General features: G+C 66.6%; 20 protein-coding genes and 3 pseudogenes. 10 read left to right on the top strand and 13 right to left on the bottom strand.

All coding sequences use genetic code 11. From position 1 onward, the window contains the following. Positions 1-7: 7 nt before the first annotated feature. The gene (locus V8683_RS16005; protein ID WP_411192601.1) at positions 8-970 is read right to left on the bottom strand and encodes a GlxA family transcriptional regulator; all 963 of its coding nucleotides are present in this window, start codon (positions 968-970) and stop codon (positions 8-10) included. Between the two features lie 98 nt (positions 971-1,068). On the opposite strand from V8683_RS16005, the gene V8683_RS16010 reads away from it, so the two are divergent. Beyond that, positions 1,069-1,782 carry a GNAT family N-acetyltransferase gene (locus tag V8683_RS16010; protein WP_411192600.1) on the top strand — a complete coding sequence of 238 codons (714 nt, stop codon included), beginning with the start codon at positions 1,069-1,071 and terminating at the stop codon, positions 1,780-1,782. 34 nt (positions 1,783-1,816) lie between these two features. Here the strand turns inward: V8683_RS16010 and V8683_RS16015 are convergent, their stop codons facing one another. Then, complete coding sequence (locus tag V8683_RS16015; protein ID WP_411192599.1) at positions 1,817-2,242, bottom strand: hypothetical protein; 426 nt, start codon at positions 2,240-2,242, stop codon at positions 1,817-1,819. Between V8683_RS16015 and V8683_RS16020 the strand changes: the two are divergent. Then, positions 2,133-2,408 (top strand): annotated as a pseudogene (locus V8683_RS16020) (LysR substrate-binding domain-containing protein); the annotation flags it as partial. The gene V8683_RS16015 and the pseudogene V8683_RS16020 sit on opposite strands and share 110 nt — an antisense overlap. A 19-nt stretch (positions 2,409-2,427) precedes the next feature. Here the strand turns inward: V8683_RS16020 and V8683_RS16025 are convergent. Further along, on the bottom strand, positions 2,428-3,888 hold the full coding sequence (locus V8683_RS16025) for an MFS transporter (RefSeq protein WP_411192598.1): 1,461 nt from the start codon (positions 3,886-3,888) through the stop codon (positions 2,428-2,430). A gap of 182 nt (positions 3,889-4,070) precedes the next feature. Between V8683_RS16025 and V8683_RS16030 the strand changes: the two genes are divergently transcribed. After that, the gene (locus tag V8683_RS16030; protein ID WP_411192597.1) at positions 4,071-4,943 is read left to right on the top strand and encodes a LysR family transcriptional regulator; all 873 of its coding nucleotides are present in this window, start codon (positions 4,071-4,073) and stop codon (positions 4,941-4,943) included. A 51-nt stretch (positions 4,944-4,994) separates the two neighbouring features. On the opposite strand, the gene V8683_RS16035 is transcribed toward V8683_RS16030, so the two are convergent. From V8683_RS16035 to V8683_RS16045, 3 genes are all read right to left on the bottom strand, one after another. Next, on the bottom strand, positions 4,995-6,161 hold the full coding sequence (locus V8683_RS16035) for an alpha-hydroxy-acid oxidizing protein (RefSeq protein ID WP_411192596.1): 1,167 nt from the start codon (positions 6,159-6,161) through the stop codon (positions 4,995-4,997). Positions 6,162-6,355: 194 nt separating this feature from the next. Continuing rightward, complete coding sequence (locus tag V8683_RS16040; protein ID WP_411192595.1) at positions 6,356-7,696, bottom strand: ATP-binding protein; 1,341 nt, start codon at positions 7,694-7,696, stop codon at positions 6,356-6,358. Then, positions 7,693-8,355 carry a response regulator gene (locus tag V8683_RS16045; protein WP_411192594.1) on the bottom strand — a complete coding sequence of 221 codons (663 nt, stop codon included), beginning with the start codon at positions 8,353-8,355 and terminating at the stop codon, positions 7,693-7,695. The genes V8683_RS16040 and V8683_RS16045 overlap by 4 nt, the downstream gene beginning before the upstream one ends. 181 nt (positions 8,356-8,536) lie before the next feature. Between V8683_RS16045 and V8683_RS16050 the strand changes: the two genes are divergently transcribed. Further along, a complete protein-coding gene (locus V8683_RS16050) occupies positions 8,537-9,325 on the top strand; it encodes a COG4705 family protein (protein ID WP_411192593.1) in 789 nt (262 codons plus the stop codon). A gap of 110 nt (positions 9,326-9,435) precedes the next feature. On the opposite strand, the gene V8683_RS16055 is transcribed toward V8683_RS16050, so the two are convergent. Further along, positions 9,436-10,095, bottom strand: coding sequence for a glutathione S-transferase family protein (locus V8683_RS16055; RefSeq protein WP_411192591.1), 660 nt, complete (start codon positions 10,093-10,095; stop codon positions 9,436-9,438). Between the two features lie 252 nt (positions 10,096-10,347). Here V8683_RS16055 and V8683_RS16060 point away from each other — a divergent pair, with 252 nt between their 5' ends. Continuing rightward, a complete protein-coding gene (locus V8683_RS16060; RefSeq protein WP_411192590.1) occupies positions 10,348-11,700 on the top strand; it encodes a polyhydroxyalkanoate depolymerase in 1,353 nt (450 codons plus the stop codon). 49 nt (positions 11,701-11,749) lie between these two features. Here the strand turns inward: V8683_RS16060 and V8683_RS16065 are convergent, their stop codons facing one another. Next, entirely contained in the window at positions 11,750-12,184 is a 435-nt protein-coding gene (locus tag V8683_RS16065; RefSeq protein WP_411192588.1) for a cupin domain-containing protein, read from the bottom strand. Positions 12,185-12,380: 196 nt separating this feature from the next. On the opposite strand from V8683_RS16065, the gene V8683_RS16070 reads away from it, so the two are divergent. The 3 genes from V8683_RS16070 to V8683_RS16080 all read left to right on the top strand — a co-directional run bounded on the left by V8683_RS16070 (position 12,381) and on the right by V8683_RS16080 (position 14,185). Further along, positions 12,381-12,755 (top strand): DUF2946 domain-containing protein, encoded by a 375-nt coding sequence (locus tag V8683_RS16070; protein WP_411192587.1) that lies wholly within the window; start codon positions 12,381-12,383, stop codon positions 12,753-12,755. Positions 12,756-12,879: 124 nt separating this feature from the next. Next, complete coding sequence (locus tag V8683_RS16075; protein WP_411192586.1) at positions 12,880-13,803, top strand: hypothetical protein; 924 nt, start codon at positions 12,880-12,882, stop codon at positions 13,801-13,803. Positions 13,804-13,819: 16 nt separating this feature from the next. Next, on the top strand, positions 13,820-14,185 hold the full coding sequence (locus V8683_RS16080) for a copper resistance CopC family protein (protein ID WP_411192585.1): 366 nt from the start codon (positions 13,820-13,822) through the stop codon (positions 14,183-14,185). A 44-nt stretch (positions 14,186-14,229) separates the two neighbouring features. Here V8683_RS16080 and V8683_RS16085 read toward each other — a convergent pair whose 3' ends face one another. Genes V8683_RS16085 through V8683_RS16095 form a run of 3 tightly spaced genes read right to left on the bottom strand, consistent with a single transcriptional unit; the run spans position 14,230 to position 16,207 of the window. Continuing rightward, positions 14,230-15,096, bottom strand: coding sequence for an SAM-dependent methyltransferase (locus tag V8683_RS16085; RefSeq protein ID WP_411192584.1), 867 nt, complete (start codon positions 15,094-15,096; stop codon positions 14,230-14,232). Positions 15,097-15,111: 15 nt separating this feature from the next. Beyond that, complete coding sequence (locus V8683_RS16090; RefSeq protein ID WP_411192583.1) at positions 15,112-15,360, bottom strand: hypothetical protein; 249 nt, start codon at positions 15,358-15,360, stop codon at positions 15,112-15,114. After that, a complete protein-coding gene (locus tag V8683_RS16095; RefSeq protein WP_411192582.1) occupies positions 15,308-16,207 on the bottom strand; it encodes a hypothetical protein in 900 nt (299 codons plus the stop codon). The genes V8683_RS16090 and V8683_RS16095 overlap by 53 nt, the downstream gene beginning before the upstream one ends. Positions 16,208-16,285: 78 nt before the next feature. Between V8683_RS16095 and V8683_RS16100 the strand changes: the two genes are divergently transcribed. Beyond that, positions 16,286-16,627: a helix-turn-helix domain-containing protein gene (locus V8683_RS16100; RefSeq protein ID WP_411192580.1), complete on the top strand. Its 342-nt coding sequence runs from the start codon at positions 16,286-16,288 to the stop codon at positions 16,625-16,627. A gap of 292 nt (positions 16,628-16,919) precedes the next feature. On the opposite strand, the pseudogene V8683_RS16105 reads toward V8683_RS16100, so the two are convergent. Then, a pseudogene (locus V8683_RS16105) lies at positions 16,920-17,084 on the bottom strand (peroxiredoxin-like family protein); the annotation flags it as partial. Between the two features lie 646 nt (positions 17,085-17,730). On the opposite strand from V8683_RS16105, the gene rpoD reads away from it, so the two are divergent. Continuing rightward, positions 17,731-19,707, top strand: a complete 1,977-nt coding sequence (gene rpoD, locus V8683_RS16110) for an RNA polymerase sigma factor RpoD (protein ID WP_411192579.1) — start codon at positions 17,731-17,733, stop codon at positions 19,705-19,707. Positions 19,708-19,799: 92 nt separating this feature from the next. On the opposite strand, the pseudogene V8683_RS16115 reads toward rpoD, so the two are convergent. Further along, positions 19,800-19,889: pseudogene (locus V8683_RS16115) on the bottom strand (NIPSNAP family protein); the annotation flags it as partial. Positions 19,890-20,064 lie beyond the last annotated feature (175 nt).

Here is a 20,064-nt window from a genome sequence, read left to right on the forward strand (position 1 = left end):
TCCCCGCTCACGCCGACCGCAGCTCCCGCACCCCTCGCCCCAACCTGCGGCGCAGCAGCGTTCGCAGCGTGGCGCCGTCGGCATAGCCCACTTCCGCGGCAATGGCATCCAGATCCATCGAGCTCGTTTCGATGAGGTGCCGTGCGCGCTCCACCCGGCGGTCCTGGAAATACGACAACGGCGATTTGCCCAGCACGGCTTCCGCGCGCCTTTGCAGCGTGCGCGGACTGGTGGCGAGCGCACTCGCCGCCTCCTGGAGCGAGAAGCCGCTTGCCAGGTTCGCGCGCGTCCAGCGCTCGAAGCGCTCGATGAGCGGATCGCTGTGCGCAAGGTGATCGGGAATGATGTACGGCGCCTGCGAAACCCGGCCGTCGACCAGCATGTACCGCGCCACGAGCGTCGCCAGCTCCGGGCTCGCCTGGCGAATCAGCCAGAGTATGAGATCGAGGTGCCCCATCGCCGCGCCGGCGGTCACGAAGGGGCCTGATGGCACCAGCATGCGGTCCTTGTCGAGGCGCACCTTCGGGTAGCGGCTGCGAAAAAGCGGACTGAGCCACCAGGTCGTCGTGGCTTCCTCCGCGTCGAGCAACCCCGATTCGGCGAGGATAAACGTCCCGACGCAGGCCGCCGCGATCCGCACGCCCCCCGAGTACCAGTCGCGCAGTTGCATCCCGGCGTCGCGCACCGCAGGGCGCTCGAGAAATTCGGCCAGCATGTCGGGCGCCACGGTGCTGATCGCAGGAACGAGGATCCAGTCGGCCGGCTGCACGGTACGCGCCTTGTGTGTCTCGACCGTCACGCCAAGCGCCGTCGTGACGCGGGTTCGCAGGCCGGCCAGTTCGACTTCGAATGGCGGCGGCTCGCCGGGATGCGCGACCGCGGCGAGCCCGTTCGCCATCCTGAGCGCGTCGCGCACCACCGCGAGGCCCGTGTCGAACACGCCATCCAGAGGAAACACGACGATACGCATGGCGTAAATGATTCGAATAATGTCATTTGCGATGCTACCTTCGCGGGCCGTCTGCGTCTATTCTTTGCACCACCACATGATCGATGCAGGAGGACAGCATGGCGGAAACGACCCTCGCCGAACAGGAAGCCGGCACCGCGCACCCGCTGGACAAGGCGATAGGGAACGCGCTCGCCGGCAGACACCACGCCTTCGCGGAAGGAGACGACCGCGTGCGGCGCTATGCAGGCACGGTCGCTCCGTTCGGGGCGATAGCCGACACCAGCCCGGAGTCGTTCCGGACGTTGCGCGCGCTCATCGAGCAGCACGGCCCGACTGCCCTGGTGACCGTGAGCGAGGTCGTGCCTCCCGCGGGTTTCTCCATCGCGAGGCGCGACACCCTGCTGCAGATGGTGTGGCAAGGCGAACCCGACCGCCAGCACGAACCGCCGCACGTGAGGCTGACGGTCCAGGATGTGCCCGAAATGCTCGCCCTCGTGGCGGCCACGCAACCCGGCCCCTTCGGTCCGCGCACCATCGAGCTCGGCACCTATATCGGCATTCGTCACGAGGGCAAGCTCGCCGCGATGGCCGGCGAACGCATCAAGCCGGACGGCTTCACGGAGATCAGCGCGGTCTGCGTAGACCCGGCTTTTCGAGGGCAAGGTCTTGCAGCAAGTCTCATGAAGCGGCTGATCTCGACCATTGCCGCGCGTTCCGAAACGCCCTTTCTGCACGTGATCGCGTCGAATCGCGGCGCCATCGCGCTCTACGAAAAGCTGGGCTTCGTCGAGCGGCGCGCGATGCATCTCATGGTGCTTGGCGTGGCGTAGAGTTGATCGATTGTCGGCAGGCCGAAGCGCGAAATTAAAGCTGCTCCGTGGCGGGAATCCCGGAACGGCGCGACGGTTCGCCGAGCGCCTCGTCCCTCACCCGAACGCGGCTCAGGAACGCAAACGCGGCGAGCGCGCATAGCAGCGTGATCAGCGCGAGTCCGTCGAGTAACTGGCCAAACGCCGCGTGGTAGCCGGCCTGCAGTGTCGCGGGCGCGAGGCCCGGCAGTCGCGCCGCCGCATCGGCAAGGTTCCCCGCCGCGAGCCGCGCAGCAGCATCGGCCACCGCGGCCGGCTGCGCTTGCGGGAGCGCCGCGTGCAGCCGCGCCTGCACGAGTCCGGCAAGCAGCGCGCTCACGCCCGACGGCAGCGAGCCGCCGAACCTGCGCACGACGATGACCTGCAACAACATGGAGGCGCTGCGCGGCGCAGTAGCCGCGGGCTTCGGGATCGGCTTCATGCCGGACTTCCTTGCCCAGGAAACGCTCGCCAGCGGCGCGCTCGTCACGGCGCTCGGCGATCACCCGATCGCGCTCGGCCAGCTCTCGATCCTGTGGCCGTCCAGCCGGCAGCTTTCGCCGAAGCTGCGCGTTTTCGTCGACTTCATGTGTGCGCACCTGTTTCAGGAGTCCGTGCCGCCCGGCATCACGCGCGCCCATGCAAACGCCGATGCAACGGCCCAAGCGCGAGAGAAAGCGCCACGTAGGCCAGCAGCACCCCGACGAGCACAAACATCGTAGTCCTGAACGCGTGCACATAATCGGCGACCATGGGATGCGCACCGAGCGCCGAGAAGAACACCCCGCCGAGCGTTGCGGCACCCACAGCCGCGCCAATCTGCAGCGTCGCCGTCACCATCCCCGACGCCACGCCCGCCCGTTCGGGCGCCACCTCGGCCAGCACGATCCGCACGACAGAGGGAAGCACGAGCCCCTGCCCCATGCCGATCGCAGCGAGTCCCAGGTAAAAGCCCAATCCGGGCGCGGAGCTTCCCGCGAACGCGGCAGAGGCCGCGAGCCCGCACGCGAGCAGCACGTAGCCGAGCGTGAGCACGCGGTAACCGCCGAACCGATGGACGAGCTGCGGCATCAGCAGCGGGCTCGAAAGAAACCCCAGGCCGAACGGCAGGATCGCGAGCCCCGAGGCGAGCGGCGACCAGTGCAGGCCGCCTTGAAGATAGATGCCATAGGTCAGGAAGAACGCGCTCATCGTGTAGAACAGAAACGCCAGCGCGAGGCCCAGCGCCACCACGGGGTTGCGGAAAAGACGCAGATCCAGCAGCGGATCGCGGCCCTCCACGAGCTTGCGCCACTCCACGCGCAGCAGCCAACCGAGCACCGGCAACGAACCGGCGAGGCAGGCCAGCATCCACAGCGGCCAGCCGGCCTCGCGTCCGCGCGTGAGCGGATACACGAGCATCAGCAGGAACAGCGAGAGCAGGAGCGTGCCGGGCAGATCGATGCGCTGGCCGCGCGGCGGCCGGCTTTCCGGGATGAAGCGCCAGCTGCCGAGGAGCGCAAGCAGACCGATCGGCAGATTGACGAGGAAAATTGCGCGCCAGCCCAGCCCGAACGGATGCAGGCTGATCAGCGCGCCGCCGCCAAGCTGGCCGATGACGGCGGCAAGCCCGAACACGAAGCCGTAGAACCCCATGACGCGCACCTGTTCGTGCGGCGTGAAGACGCTACGGATCGTGGCGAGCACCTGCGGCGCCAGAATGGCCGCGAACAGACCCTGGAGCACGCGCCCGGCAACCAGCACGCCGCCACTGCCGGCCAGCCCGCAAAGCGTGGACGCAAGGACGAAGCCGGTCATGCCGATCATGAAGATGCGTTTGCGGCCGTACAGGTCGCCCAGGCGGCCGCCCGTGATCTGGGCAACGGCATTCGCGCAGGCATAGGCGGAGATCACCAGCTCCAGCTCGGCGGGTTGCGCGCCGAGTCCGTCGCGGATGGCCGGCAATGCGAGGTTCACGATGAAGTAGTCGATCGGCGGCAGGATCGCGCCGACCAGCAAGACGACCAGCGCCCAGCCGTGATGGTTGTGCGCCACCTTAGCGGTGGCGCCGCACGCCGGAGCGCGTGCGGCAAGCGTGCTGTCTGTCATGAGCGAAATCTCGATGGGGGGCCGGATGATGGGCCAGATGGGCCAATCAGCGCCACAGCCGCTCGCCTTTTCAGGAACCCACAGCCGGGCATTCGAGACGCCATTCTGACCTTTCCTCATGATCCGGAAAAGCGGGAAATGATGGTAGCATCCATCGCATATCCCGATGGATGAGGCGTGCGATGCGCGGTTTCGATTTCGACCAGTTGAAGACCTTCACAGCGGTGGCGGAGGCGGGCAGCCTCTCCGCGGCTGCGCCGCTGCTGCATCTCTCGCAATCGACCGTCAGCGAACAGGTGCGCAAGCTCGAGGAGCGCGCGGGCGTGCCGCTTTTCGTGCGCAGCAAGCGCGGCGTCGAGCCGACCGCTTCGGGCACACGGCTGCTGGAGCATGCGCGGCGTCTCGTAGCGCTCAACGAGGCCGCTTTCGACGAACTGCGCGGCCAGGCGATCAAGGGCGAGCTGCGTGTCGCGATCACCGAATATTTCCGTCCCAACGAGGTGGCGGGCCTGCTCGCGCGGCTGCGCGAGTGCTACCCGCGGCTCAGCCTGCATGTGCGCGCGATGAAGAGCGCCGATATCGAACTCGCCCAGACGAAGGGGCAGATCGACCTGGGTGTGGTCATGAACCTCTCGACGGGGCCGTACCGGCCCGTTGCCAGCGACGCCCAGTGGATCCTGCGGCGCGAGCCGCTCTACTGGGTCGCGTCGGCGGCGCTGGCGGAGCAGTTGCCCGAGCGGCTGCCGCTCGTGCTGCTGCCGGACGACTGCATGATGCACCAGACCGCGGTGCGTTCGCTCGAAGACAAGGCGCTGCCCTACGAGCTCGTGCACAGCGCGTCCGGCGTGGCTGGCCTGCAATCGATGGTCGCGGCCGGCCTCGGCGTGGGCTGCCTCTGCGCGTCGTCGATCCCGGACGGGCTCGTGCGGCTGGGCGCGAAGTACCGGTTGCCGGTGTTGCCCGAGGCCGTGTTCTCGCTCACGCCGCCGCATCCCGGCGAACGGGAAACGGTGACGCAGGCGAGAGAGGTGCTGTCGCGGCAGTTGTTGGTGTGAGACGTGTGAGACCTGGCCACTCGGCCAGAAGAGCCGGGCCGGTGGATAGCGTTACGGGCGCGTGCGGCGCACGCCCGCGGCCCGCAGCATCGCGAGATCGGGGAAGCCGTCGACGGCCATCAGCAGATCCGCCTCGGCAAGCAGGGACCGCACGACGTGGACGACGCCGGCCGCGCCGCCCAGCGCAAGACCATAGGCATACGGCCGGCCGACGCCGACCATGCTGGCCCCCATCGCGAGCGCCTTGACGACGTCGGTGCCCGAACGGATGCCCGAATCGAACCAGACCGGAACCTTGCCGCATGCCGCGACGAGCGCGGGCAGGAGGTCGATCGAGGCGATTCCGCCGTTGGCCTGGCGGCCGCCATGGTTCGAGCAATAGATCGCGTCGACGCCGGTGTCGACGGCGCGCTTCGCGTCGTCGGGATGCTGGATGCCTTTGACGATCAGCGGCAGGCGGGTGAGGGAGCGCAGCCAGACCAGATCGTCCCAGGTGACGGTCTGCCCGAATACCGATGCCCATTGACGCACGGCCCCGGCGATATCCTCTTCCGGCGGCGCCGCGAGCTTTGCGCGGAAGTGCGGATCCGAGAAGTAATTGGCGAGCGCCACGCCGCGCAACTGGGGAAAGTTGCTGTCGTTGAGGTCGCGCGGGCGCCAGCCCGTCAGCCAGGTGTCGAGCGTGACGACGATGCCCTGGTAGCCGGCCGTTTCGGCCCGCCGCACGAAGCTCGCGGCAAGATCGCGATCCTTGGGCGTATAGAGCTGGAAGAAGGCCGTGCCTTCGCCCAACGCTTGCGCAACCGTTTCGAGCGGGTCGTTCATCAGCGTGGAAGCGATCATCGGCACGCCGGCTTCCGCCGCGGCCTTCGCCGTCGCGATGTCGCCGTGGCCGTCCTGCGCACACGCGCCGATCACGCCGATCGGCGCGAGCATCAGCGGGGACGGGTAGCGCTTTCCGAACATCTCGACGGAAAGATCGCGCTCGCGCGTATCGACCAGCATGCGCGGCACGATCCCCCACTCCGCGAAGGCATCGACATTGCGGCGCTGCGTGGACTCGTCGCCGCAACCGCCCTGGACGTAGCTCAGCAGCGACGGCGACAGGGCGGAGGCCGCCCGCTCCTCCAGCCGTTTGAAATCCACGGGAAGACTCGGCCGAATGCCGTGGAGGCCTTTGAAGTAGATTTCGTTCTGGTAATCACCGAATTGCTTCATGGTCACCTGCACAAGTGGGTGGGCGATCTCCGGACGCGTCGCGCGACTCGCGGGCGCCTGTGCGGTACCGGCGGCGTCGCGTGGCCAGAGGCGTGGAGGCATGATGTCGGTAATCCCGCGCGGATTCTGTCGGGTAGGCGACAACTCCGTGCGCGGGAATAAAGCGTGGCAACGGCCGGAAGGCCTGCGCCGTCTCAAGCGCCGGCTGCGCTCAGCCCTTCCACGGCCACGGTCAGGCCGTGCCCGTCGGCATTGTTCTGCAATGTCAGCGTCAGGGCCTGCCGCTCCGCAATGCGCCACGCAATGGAAAGCCCGAGCCCGCTGCCCGTGCCGGGCACATGGCTGCTGCGGTAGAAGCGGTCGAGCACGCGTTCGAGCTCGTCCGCCGGAATGCCGGGTCCGTTGTCGACCACCTGGAAGCCGAGCCGGTCGCCGCTGCGCGTCAGCACGAGATCGACCTTGCCGCCCTGCGGGGTGTAGCGGACCGCGTTGTCGATCAGGTTGCCGAGGAGCGTGGCGAGGCCATGCGCGTCCGCGAGCACCTCGCACGGATCGTCTGGGGAGACCGGCGCGCGGTGTTCGAGACCGAGGTCGATGCCCTTCTCCTCCGCCAGCAGCGAGAAGTCGCCAACCGCGTGCTCCGCGAGCTTGCGCAGGCTCACGCGCGCCGCGTCGCGCTCGGGGCCGGCGTCCTCGCGCGCGAGCGTCAGCAGTTGCTGCGCGAGCCGGATGAGGCGATTGAGCCGCATGGAGACACGTTCTAGCGTGTGCGCCTCGCCGCTGAGCGTACCGTCGCGCAGCGCCGCCTGAAGCTGAAGCTTGAGCGCAGCGAGCGGCGAGCGCAGTTCGTGCGCCGCGTCGGCGATGAAGTTGCGTTGGGTCTGCGAAGCGATTCTCAGGCGTTGCAGCAAGTCGTTCAGCGCCTCGACGAGCGGTCGCAGTTCGACCGGCGTTGTGTTGTCGATGCGCAGCGGTTCGAGCGAGTTGAGCGAGCGCGTCGCGAGTGCCGTCGAGAGCGCGCTCACGGGCGCGAGCCCGCGTGCCGCGACGAGCAGCACGAGCGCAATCGCCGCCGGCACGAACAGGGCGAACGGCCACAGGGTATGCAGCGCGAGCCTGAGCGCGAGCCCGTCGCGCACCGAAACCGGTTGCGCGACCTGCACGTAGCGCCCCGCCTGCTGCGTGCCGTACACGCGCCAGCGATTCTCCTCGTGTTCGACCGTGCGAATGCCGCTCACATAGCGCGGCAGCGTAGGCGTCATGCGCGAGTGGTAGACGAGATGGCCGGCGTCGTCCCAGATCTCGATCAGGATGAGGTCGTCGGCAATGCCTTCGTATTCCGGATCGGGTTGCTCGACATTGCGTGCGGCTTCGAGATTCGCCGGCATCGAGAGCGCCACCGTGCGCAACTCGTAGTCGAACAGTTCGCTGGCCTCCTTACGGGCCGTGTGAAAGATGCCGAACGCGGAAATCGCCGAAGCGACAGCGAACCCGCAGATCAGGCCGCCCAGCAGCTTGCGGCGTATCGAACTCATTCGCACCTCTTGAGCCGGTAGCCCACGCCGCGCACCGTAACGATCTGCTCCGGGCCGAGCTTGCGGCGCAAGCTGTGGACATGCACTTCGATCGTGTTGCTGCCCACTTCCTCGCCCCAGCCGTACATGCGCTCTTCGAGCTCGGCCCGCGTAAACACCCGCGCGGGCTCCTCGATCAACGCACGCAGCAACGCGAACTCGCGCGGCAGCAGCGCCACGTTCTCGCCGTTCATCGTCACTTCATGGCCGGCCGGATCGAGCAGCAGCGCGCCGTGCGTATAGACAGGCTGCTTTTTGCCCGTGCGCCGGCGCAGCAGCGCGCGGGCGCGGGCTGCCAGTTCGTCGAGGTCGAAGGGCTTGATGAGGTAGTCGTCGGCGCCGGCGTCGAGGGCGCCGATGCGCTCGCTCACCGCGTCGCGCGCGGTCAGGACAAGCACGGGCGCATCGCCGTCGCGCAGGCGATAGTCGGTGAGCACCGCGATGCCGTCCTTCTTCGGCAGGCCCAGATCAAGCAGAACGAGGTCGTAGACGCCGCTGCCGAGCGAGAGCTCGGCCTCGCGTCCGTCATGCGCCCAGTCGACCGCATAGCCTTCGCGCCGCATCGACTCGAGCACCGTCTCGCCGATCATCTCGTCGTCTTCCACCAGCAAGAGGCGCATGGCGCTCCCCGTTTATCGCAACCCTGCATTGTCCCGCATCGCGGCTTAAGTCGGGCTTAAACTGCATGCCATGCGAATGCGCGACGCACTGCTCCGTGCCGCTTAAGTGTTCGTTAAGCCGCGGAAGCTTAAAGTGCGCGACTGTTTCGTTTCCTCCGTACGTTCCCCAGGGAGTCGCCCCATGCATTCCAGCAGTCGAAGTCTTGCCGGTCATGTCGTCAGCAAGGTCCCCGAGGTCACGCTCGGCTTCTGGCTCATCAAGATCGCGGCCACCACGCTCGGCGAAACGGGCGGCGACTGGGTGACGATGTCGCTGAATCTCGGCTATCTCGCCGGCTCGCTGATCTTCCTCGTGAGCTTCATCGTACTGGTCTCGGGCCAGATCCGCGCACAGCGGTTCTATCCCTTCCTGTACTGGGCCACCATCGTCGCGACGACCACGCTCGGCACGACGCTCGCCGACTTCTGCGACCGCTCGCTCGGCGTCGGCTATCCGGGCGGCGTCTCGATCGTCGCCGCGTTGCTCGTCGCGAGCCTTGCCGTCTGGTATCGCGTCGAGGGCACGGTGTCGGTCGAGAGCGTCGTGAGCGCACGCGCGGAATGGTTCTACTGGATCACGATTCTGTTCTCGCAGACGCTCGGCACCGCGCTCGGCGACTGGGTCGCCGACGACGATCGCGGCGGGCTCGGCCTCGGCTTCGAAACGGGCGCCGCCCTCTTCGGCGCCGGACTCGTGGTCGTGGCGCTGCTCCGGCTCTGGCCGCGCGTATCGCGCACGGCACTCTTCTGGGCCGCGTTCGTGCTCACGCGCCCGCTTGGCGCCACGCTCGGGGATCTGCTCGACAAGCCGGTCGCGCAAGGCGGCCTGGATTTCAGCCGCTTCTACGCGTCGGCCATCCTGATCGTGTTCATGGTGGGCTGCGTCGTGCTGATCCCGCAACGCGCGGCGCGGCGCGCGCCTTCCGCGTAACGCTTGCGCTCAACCCACGCGCACGCCATTCGCGTACTGGATGCTGCGCATCACGACGTTGAGCGCACGCCAACGATGTGGTACTGCAACGCCCGGCGCCACGCGTAAATCTAGAACTCGACGTCGAGCTCGTCGATATCCTCGGTCTCCGACTGGGCCGCCGCGATCCACTCCGCGACGAAGGGTTGCTTGAGCACGCGCAGGCAGTAGTCGGCGATGTCGCGGTCGAGCTTCACGTCATAGGTCAGAAGACGCGTGACGACAGGCGCATACATGGCGTCGGCGGCGCAGATCTCGCCAAAGAGCCAGGGGCCGCCATAAGCGGCAAAGCATTCGCGCCAGATCGTCACGATGCGTTCGATGTCGTCCTGCGCACGCGACCACACGCGAAAGTCGGGGAAGTGGCCGCGCAGGTTCATCGGCAAAGCCGAACGCAATGCGCTGAAGCCCGAATGCATCTCGCCGCAGATCGAGCGGCAATGCGCGCGCGCATTGCGCCCGGCCGGCAGCAAACCCGCGTTCGGGCACGCCTCGTTCAGATACTCGCAGATCGCGAGCGTGTCCCAGATCTTGATGCCGTCGTGCTGCAGGCAGGGCACGAGGATCGACGGCGAAAGCAGCAGCAACTCCGCGCGCGCCGCGGGATCGTCCACGGGCACGGTCACCGTCTCGAACGGCAGTCCCGCCAGCTTCGCCAGCAGCCAGCCCCGCATCGACCACGACGAATAATTCCGGCTGCTGATCGTCAAGGTCGTTTCCGTCTGACTCATGCGCGTCTCCGCGTGGCGATGCCATCTCAAGTGGTGTCGTCGGGGTGCGCCGCGCACCGCGAACGGCGAGCGATGCACCAACTTGCGGCGCGGTGCGGACCGCCGGATCATGCGCGTCTCGTTCGCGAGGCCGCGGCACCGCCTTTGCAAGCGGTTCGCCGCAAGCGTCGTGCCAGTCGCCGGCGTCACGCTGGCTCACGTATTGCTTGCTCACGCCTGTCCCCGCTGTGGCCTTCGCCCGGTCTGCGCCCCATGAACCTGCTCGCTTATCCGCTCTATCAGGCCATCGCCGATCTTGGCGCCCCATGGCGCGCCGGCGCCTCGGCCGTGCGCGCCGCCCTCGCCGCATGGCCCGAGGCCACCGCAGGCTTCGGCCTCGACGCGCGGCACCTGGACGCGTGCTGCGAACTCGTCGAGATGATGGGCCTCACGCATGCGCGGCCGCCTTTCGGCATCGGCCAGATCGACGTGAACGGCGAACCCGTGGCCGTTCATGAGGAGTACGTGAAACGTACGCCGTTCGGCTCGCTGTTGCACTTTCGCAAGGACAGCGCCGTACCGCAGCCTCGCGTGCTGATCGTCGCCCCGATGTCGGGGCACTTCGCAACGCTCCTGCGCGGCACGGTGCGCACCATGCTCGCCGACCACGACGTCTATATCACCGACTGGCACAACCCGCGCGACGTCCCGCTTGCGGCCGGCCGCTTCGGCTTCGACGAATATGTGGAGCACGTCATCTCGTTCATTCGCCGCATCGGGCCGGACGCTCACCTCGTCGCGATCTGCCAGCCCACGGTGGCGGCGCTCGCCGCGGTTTCGCTGATGGCCGCCGACAACGATCCGTCCCAGCCCGCCAGCATGACGCTCATGGCCGGCCCCATCGATTGCCGCGTGAATCCCACGCGCGTGAACGATCTCGCGAACAGCAAGCCCATCGAATGGTTCGAGCGCAACCTCATCAGTGTCGTGCCGGGCGGCTTCGCCGGCGCGCAGCGGCGCGTCTACCCGGGCTTCGTGCAGCTCACCGCGTTCATGTCGATGAATCTGGAGCGGCACGCGGCCTCGTTCGCCGATCTGCACCGCGAACGCGCGAAGGGCGATCCGGCCAGGGCCGACGCCATCCGTACGTTCTACGAAGAGTATTTCGCCACCACCGACCTCACCGCCGAGTTCTACCTCGAAACCGTAAGCTCGGTATTCCAGCAATACGCACTGCCGCTCGGCAGGCTGAAGGTGGGCGAGCGCCTCGTCGAGCCGCATGCGATCCGCCGCACGGCGCTCCTCACGATCGAAGGCGAAAAAGACGACATCTGCGCCGTGGGACAGACCGTAGCGGCCCAGGAGCTGTGTGCGGCGCTGCGCCCGTACATGAAGACACATCACGTGCAAACCGGCGTGGGACATTACGGCGTGTTCAACGGCCGCAAATGGGAGTCGCAGATCTACCCCATGGTGCGCGCGACGATTCACGATCACGAGCCGCGCGTGCGCCGCTTCGGCTCGGCTTCGCAAGCCGGGGCGCACGGCGAGCAGGTGAGCCTGCGCCAGCTCGTCGACGCTGAAGCCAGGACCGCCGCCGTCATCGCGAAGGCGGCGCAGACCTGAGGCAAGGCCCGCGCGATGTCCGGCGCAATGTCCCGTATGGCGCCCTGCATCAAACGTTCGCGGTACGCCAGGGCGCAGGCGCGGGGACCGCGCAGGGGGCTTCGACGTCGATCGACTTGAAGCTCGCGGGGCTCACGATTTCCAGGTACTCCATATCGGGCGAGTAGTCGAAGAGGTAATGCGCGATGCCTGGCGCCTGATGCACGCAGTCACCCGCCTCGACGAGCGTCTCCTGCTCGCCATACATGAAGCGCGCCCAGCCCTTGAGCATGATGACGATATGGAAGTCGGCCTCGTGCCGGTGCCAGCCGGTGCCCTGCTCGGGCGGCTGATTCGCGCGCACGAGCTGCGCGACGACCTTGCCGTGCGTCGCCGCCGCGATCCCCAGATCGCGATAGACGAAGAAGTCGCGCAGGCCGCCGCTCTCGAATGCGGTGTCCTGCGGCTTGACGTGCGAAAAGCGAGTAGCGAACTCCGTGGCCATGACCCGGCTCCCATTCAGAATGGCGGCCTGAAAACAAGCATTTCCCGTTCCATCGCCGCGAATCGCGGCATAGCCGCGCATGCATGGGCACTCCGGCTTTGCGTGGCATAATCGGCGCACCCGAGCACGCCACGCTGCACCGCGGCGCGCCTCGCCTGCACCTGAACCGCGCCTTCGTGGCGCACGCCCGCGCCGCATGCTACGCATCCGTCTACAGAAACTCGGCAGCCTGCTCGGATTGCTTGCAATCCTGCTGAGCACGCTTGCGCCGACCGTTTCGCAGACGCTGGCCGCCCATCATCGCCTGGGCAACGCGCTCGCCACTTACTGCACGGCCGAAGCCGGCACCGGCGCGACGCAGGACAGCGGCCAGCATGCGCCCATGCAGCACTGGCAGGCCTGCCCGTATTGCGGCCTGCTCGCGCATGTGCCCGTGCTCCCCGGCGTGTCCGTGCCGTTTGCTGTCTCGCTCGCCATCGCACGCGCGACGGTTGCGCCGGCGCGGCCCGAAATCCGCGCGCTGGCCATCCATACCACCGCGCAGCCGCGCGCCCCTCCCGCCTTTTCCTGATCCGGTCCACCCCCGGCTCCCCCGGTAACGAACCGAAAAACCGAACACCGCGCTGCACCCGCAGCCGCGGCTGGCCGTCATGCGTGCGCGCATGACTTCGGAAACACACATCAGGAAAAATCACATGCATACGCACTTCAGGCGGCATATCGCGCCTGCGCGCGCCGCCCTGCTCGCTTCGGCCGCAGTCCTGTGCGCGGCCGGCCCGACGGCCGCGCGCGCGCACGCCGTGGTCGGCGACCGCGTCTTCCCGGCCACGCTCACCGTGGACGACCCCGGCGTGGGCGACGAATTCGACACGCAATTCGGCCATATCAAGTCGCCCGACGACGACGGCGACAACATGAACGTCAACACCGTCTCCTACGAGTGGGACAAGCTCATCACGAAGAATCTCGACCTGATCGTACAGAGCGACTATGTGGGCCAGAACGCGCCGGGCGGCAATTCGGCCAAGGGCTGGGACGACGTGACGATAGGCGCGAAATACCTCGTCTACGCGAACGCCCGGCACGAGTTCATGGCGTCGGTCGGGCTGCTCGCCACCATCGGCGGCACGGGCGCGAAGTCGGTCGCAGACCCGTATTCCACGTTCTCGCCCACGGTCTATTTCGGCAAAGGCTTTGGCGACCTGCCCGCCTCGCTCAGCTACCTGAGGCCGTTCGCCATCACGGCCCAGATCGGGCCCAACCTGACGACCGCGACATCGGCGGAAGGGCCGAACTCGTTCGGCTGGGCGTTCACCCTGCAGTACAGCATCCCTTACCTGCAGCAGGAGGTGAAGGATCTTGGGTTGCCGCAGCCGTTCAGCAACCTGTACCTTGTTGTCGAAGCGCCCATGGCGACCTGCACGGCGGGCGCATGTTCCGGGCAGACGACCGGGACCATCAACCCGGGCGTCCTGTGGCTCAACCGCTATGGCCAGCTCGGCGTCGAAGCCGAGATTCCGGTCAACCGCCTGACCGGCAATCACGTCGGCGTGCTGCTCGACGCCCACCTGTATTTCGACGATCTCTTCCCGAATTCGCTTGGCAAACCCCTCTTCTGATCGAAGGAGACTATCCATGAAACTGCATACTGCCGTACGCGCCACCGTTGCCGCGCTTTTCGTCGCCACCTGCCAGCTCGCCCACGCGCATGCCTATCCCAAGCACCAGGAGCCCTCCGCGGGCGCCACCGTGCCGGCCACGCAGAAGGACGTGGCGATTGAATTCGACGACGCGCTCGAGCCTGCGTTCAGCTCGATCGCCGTCACCGATGCTCAGGGCAAGTCCGTTACGAGCGGCAAATCCGAAGTCGACGCTTCGGACAGCAAACACATGTCGGTGGGGCTCAATGCGCTGACGCCGGGCGTCTATACGGTTGCGTGGGTAGCCGTCGCCGCGGACGGGCATCGCACGCAGGGCCATTACTCGTTCACGGTGAAATAGGGCTGGCAGTCAGGCCGGTGGCGGCCGCGCGCCGCCGCCTCGTTTCAGATGCGCTCCGCGTAGACCGATCGCTCGATCGGCATGCAGACGAGCGTACGGCCCGTTGGCACGATGTAGCGCCGCGCAAGCTCGGCCGGCTCCGGTGCGTCGATCACGCGCCAGCCGTAAGACGCAAGCAATGAGGGCAGTTCTGCCGGATCGATGCCGTATCGCCAGATCGCATGCTTCGCCACAAAGCGGCGATAGAACACGTCCTGGCCATCCAGCGGCACCCCCTCCAGAAAATCCCGGCGCACGTAGGTCAACGCCAGGCGACTGCCGGGCACCGCCGTCGCGAGAAATTCGAGGGTCTTGCGCACGCCCGCTTCGTCGAGATACTGCGTGACGCCCTCCCAGATGAAGAACGTTCGCTGCTGCGGCGCGTAGCCGTGAGCGGTAAGCGTCGCGTCCAGCGCGTCGTGCCCAAGGTCCGCCGCCACGAGATGGATTTGCGGCGGCAAAGAACCGAGGCGCTGCGACAGACGCCGCCACTTCGCATCGATATTCACCGGCTGATCCAGTTCCCACGCGCGTACGCGGGTGCCCGGCAGCATGCGGTATGCGCGCGTGTCGAAGCCCGCGCCGAGATTGACGAGCGCTTCGATCCCGTCCAGCGCCTCGCGCAGCTTGTCGTCGATAAAGCGCTTGCGGCACAGGATGCCGCCCCATAGGCCCGGGTAGCGTCGCTCCGCCAGTGCGGCCAACACGTTGGCCGCACGCGGGCCCATGCGGGCAAGTGCCGCTCGCGCGGCGCCGGGGAGGAGCGCGACGGCGAGAGGGTCGGTAACGATCCGCTCGCGCGGCGCGAAATGCTGCTCCAGCGCCACCAGCGCCATTGGGTCCACACTGGTCCGGGCGGCTTCGTGGGTCACGGCCGGCCCAATCGTTCAGGTATCCAGATGATTCGGACCGTGCCGGCGCCCCTGCACGCTGACGACGGAGTCGAACAGCGCCTCGGCGCGCGCAAGCTCGTCCAGCGCGTGGTCGAGGCGCGACTGCGCGGCTCCATGAGCCATCGATGAGACTTCGAATTCGGCCTCGCCGCGAACGGCGCGAAAGGCCACCTCGACGTTGCGCGTCGCTTCAACGAAGCGTTGCGCGGCCTCGGCTTCTCGTGAACGGATGATGATCGCCATGGAAGAGTTCCATCGTCAGTTGCGTCCAGTCGGTCACGCGCGCAACGCTGCGTGCCCGTGAACGTGCGCCCCCGTGCCGGGCCGCAACGACCGGCTCGACCGGAGACATATCGAAGAGATCGCGCGTGAAGCCGCGCGTTTGCTGCGTGGCCGGCTGGCTGCGCATGCGCTTCGTGAGATCCGCATAGGCTTCGAAATCGCCGTTGCGCACGGCCTCGTGAATCGACGCAAGATCGCGCGCCTTGACGAGCGTGGGCTGCGTGAGGCGCACGAAGTACGGCGCTTCGAGCTCGACGCCCAGCGCGACGGGGTACGGCTTGCCCGCCGGCGCAGGCTCTCCCGCGCGCTCCACGCGATCGACCACGACCGTGGCTTGCGACACGCACGGCGCCTTGCCGGTGCTCACGCTGCGCAGCCGCTCGGGACAGATGTTGAGGCTGCTACCGATGCTGAGCTCGGTGGGCGAAGCGCACACCAGCGCGTAGTGGTGATCGCGGGCGCGCCCCGAAGGCCAGGTCGTGCGGCTCGCCACGAATACATGCATGGGCAGTTGCCGCACCTGCCCGCCCGCATCGACCCAGGCGTTCCATACCAGCGCGTCTTCGCGTTTGCGCGGCACATGGCGGGGCCGGCCCGCCGAAGGCGAAAAGAGCGCAAGCAGCGAGCCCGTGCGCAGTGCCGCGACCTGCGCGCTGCTGCCGAGCGACTGGCTGATGCCCCACAGGAACCGCCCGCCGCCCAGCCTGCGCTCCCACTCCTTGCGCAGCATGAGCGTAGCGAGATCTTCCCCGGTCTCCGATCCGGATCGGGACCAGCAAAAGGTGGGCGGTAGGTGTTTCAGTGCCATCGACTTCCTCGGAATACATCGACTCGCCAATTCGGCGAGCAATTCAATAGTCGTTACTGTATAGGTATAATGCATGACATGGAAGCCCCAGACAAACATTTTCCGGTGCAGGAGCTATTGATGCGGCTGTCGGCAGATTCCCGCTCGGCCAGCGAAATAGCAAGGCTTTCGGGAGTTAGCCAGCCTACCGTCTCGCGACTTCGGTCGTCGAACGGGCGCCGGCTACGCCGGAGCGCGTCATTCAATAAGCTATGCAGTTTCTACGATGTCAAACCTCCGCCCGCCGGACGGCATGACGCTGCCTATAACGACTTGCTCCGCAACGCGATCGTCGAAGCGTGGGACGGATCGGAGGAGCACGGCCGCGCGCTGCTCGTCGTGATCAACGGATTGAAAGAGATGAGCGGACGGCCGCGGTAGGTAGCCAATAGGTCGCCAGATAGCCGCAGCAGGTCGCGGCGCCAGGCGGCCCGGAAGGAAAAGATGCGGGTAGCGATCGCACAGGTCGCCGGGTGGAGGGGACGAAGCCTCGAAAGGTCACCGGTTATGGGAAGTTGGCCCCGGAAAGAGGCCGATTCGTCAGAGAAATTCCGTCGGAAACGCGTTGCGCGGCCCTCGGAAAGCCGCGCCGTGCGCCGCGTTCCAGCCTGCAAGGTCGCCGGATCCCAAATCCGGTTACCTTGCGCCTCCCGCGCCGGGCTTCGGCGCTACCTCAGACCGTTGTGCGCGCATGTTGCAGCACGGGCAGCAGATCGGACGGCTCGGGGCGGCGCGTGTAGTCCGGATTGACCTCCGGATACAGAATCACGCCGCCCAGGCCGATCACGTAGCGCGCCGGCATCGGCAAAGTCCAGCTCGGGTCGCCGTTCACGGTCGGCCGCATGGTCAATGCGCGCACGCGCGCGCTCGTGAGCTATATAGAAAAGACGCTCGGTCCGTTACTGGACTTGACGGGCGCTGTCGCGACACGCGAAGACTGATCGCCACGGAAAGCGGCAACGTGCGCGACACGGCCGGCCGCTTGTATTCGGCGTTCGAGGCCTCAATTGCGGAACAGGCGCCCAGCGGCGCCACGCTTTTGCTGGACGTTGCGGCGGTCAACCAGTCATCGGGCAAACGCGTTCATCATAGGGTCGCCATTCGCGATTGAGGGCCGGAAAGCAGTGCGCACGCTTATTGATCAGAGGATTCGATCGAACCGATCGCACTTTCCGGCGTCGAAAATCGACTGGAAACCGGTGCGGTTCAGCCGGCGTGGTAATCCGACCCTATGCGAATGCGAAACTGTGCGTTACACACGACGATTCAGGTTGCCTCGCATGGCGTAACGCACTACCATACGCGATCTTTCTGCATTGCACGAAAATTCAGGCCGCCTCACGCCCTGTGCGTCTGGCGTTCGCCCGGCGGAACCGGCATTCGCCCCCGCCTACTCCCCTGCAATTTCGTCTTCGCCAGGACGCAACGCCGCTGGCGCGTGACTCTTTTTGCCCTTGTCAGGCCCCCTCTTCAAGGAGAACGTATTGACAAGCCATGACCGGGACGACGTGCTGGCCTCGTCTGCCCGCCCTGCCCGCCGCGCCTCGAAAGAGAAGGCCGGCGATACGACTCAGTTGGACACAAGCTCGCAACTCGAAAAGCGTCAGCATCAGATGCGGGCGCTGATCAAGCTCGGCCGCGAACGCGGCTATTTGACGCACGCCGACATCAACGACCATCTGCCCGACAACTTCGCGCAGACGGCCGCCCTCGAAACGATCGTTGCCACGTTCAACGACATGGGCGTGCAGGTCTACGAGCAAGCGCCCGACGCCGAAACGCTGCTGCTCAACGACGAAGCGCGCGCAGACACGCAAAGCGACGACGAAGCGGACGAGGAAGTCGAAGTCGCGCTCTCGACCGTCGACTCGGAGTTCGGCCGCACGACCGACCCCGTGCGTATGTACATGCGCGAAATGGGCTCGAGCGAACTGCTCACGCGCGCCGGCGAAATCGAAGTCGCGAAGCGCATCGAAGACGGCCTGCAGGAAATGATTCAGGCGATCGCGGCGTGCCCGTCGATCGTCGCGACGATCCTCGCGGACGCGGATCGCATCGAGGCCGAAGAGATGCGCATCGATGAACTCGTCGACGGCATCGGCAGCGACGAGCCGGCAGCCGAGGCCGAAATAGCCGACGCCGAAGACGGTGCGGAGATCGAAGCGCAGGCTGACGACGCCGAAGAAAGCGACGGCTCCGACGAAGAGGACAGCGAGGCTGACGCCAACAAGGCCAATGAAGCGCAACTCGCGCAGCTGAAGGCCGACAGCCTCGCGATCTTCACGCGCGTGCGTACGCTCTTCGACCAGATGGCATGCACGACCGATTCGGAAGCGCGCGCATCGGCCGCCGAAATGAAGATCTGCGAAGATATCCAGCGCGAGCTCGCGCCGATCCGTTTCACGGCGCGCACGATCGACCGCCTCTGCCAGTTGCTGCAGGCCCAGGTGGCGCAAATTCGCGCAATCGAGCGCAACGTGCTGAGCATCGTGGTGGATCGCTGCGGCATGCCGCGCGAGACCTTTGTCGAGCAGTTCCCGGGCCACGAGACCGAACTCGACTGGACCACGCGCATGGCCGCGAAGTCGAGCAAGTATGGCCCCTCGATGGAACGCAGCCTGCCGGCCATCCAGGCCGAGCAGAACAAGCTCGCCGAAATCGAAGCCGCCGCGTCGCTCTCGCTGCAGCAGATCAAGGCCATCAACCGCCGCATGACCGCCGCCGAAGCCAAGATGCGCCAGGCCAAGGGCGAGATGGTGAAGGCCAACCTGCGTCTCGTGATCTCGATCGCGAAGAAGTACGTGAACCGCGGCATGCAGTTCCTCGACCTGATCCAGGAAGGCAACATCGGCCTCATGAAGGCCGTGGACAAGTTCGAATACCGACGCGGCTGGAAGTTTTCGACCTACGCCACGTGGTGGGTGCGCCAGGCCGTGACGCGCGCGCTCGCCGATCAGGCGCGCACGATCCGCGTGCCGGTGCACATGATCGAGACGATCAACAAGCTGAACCGCATCTCGCGCGAGATCCTGCAACAGACGGGCATGGAAGCGCATCCGGCGGATCTGGCCGCACGCATGGGCATGACCGAAGAGAAGGTGCGCGGCATCCTGAAGATCGCGAAGCAGCCCGTCTCGCTCGAAAGCCCGGTGGGCGACGACGGCGACGCGACGCTCGGCGACATGATCGAAGACGCCGGCTCCGCTTCGCCTGCCGACGCGGCGATCCACGCGAACATGCGTGCCGCGATCGACGAGGCGCTCAAGGCGCTCTCGCCGCGTGAGGCGAAGGTGCTGCGCATGCGCTACGGCATCGACACGACGTCGGATCACACGCTCGAAGAAGTGGGTAAGCAGTTCGACGTGACGCGCGAGCGGATCCGCCAGATCGAAAGCAAGGCGATGCGCAAGCTCATGCACCCGAGCCGGGCCGACAAGCTGCGGCCGTTCCTGGAGCGTTGAGCGGTTTTTCGTTGTGCTGACTGAAGTTATTTGTGGAAAGGCCCGTCACGGTTGTGACGGGCCTTTTTGCTTGAACGTCGGGATGGCGACAAAGCCAAGCTTGGGAAAGAGAATAACGCCAACACAATGTCGTTGGCACCTTCCGCCGGCAGGAAATATCCGTGATGCCGGCCACCGAATCGGTTGCAGGACAGCGCGCACTGAATCGGTTTCGCACCAGCCAGGATGACAAAGCCGTCCTTCGGGACGGTTTTTTTGTGCGCGGGATTTGCGCGGGCTGCCGGGGTCCGGCGAGTGGAGTGCGTAAACGCCGAAACCCCGGCGCTCTGTGGGAGAGGCCGGGGTTCCGGGTTACAG

The organism is Paraburkholderia sp. AV2 (genome assembly GCF_054968425.1).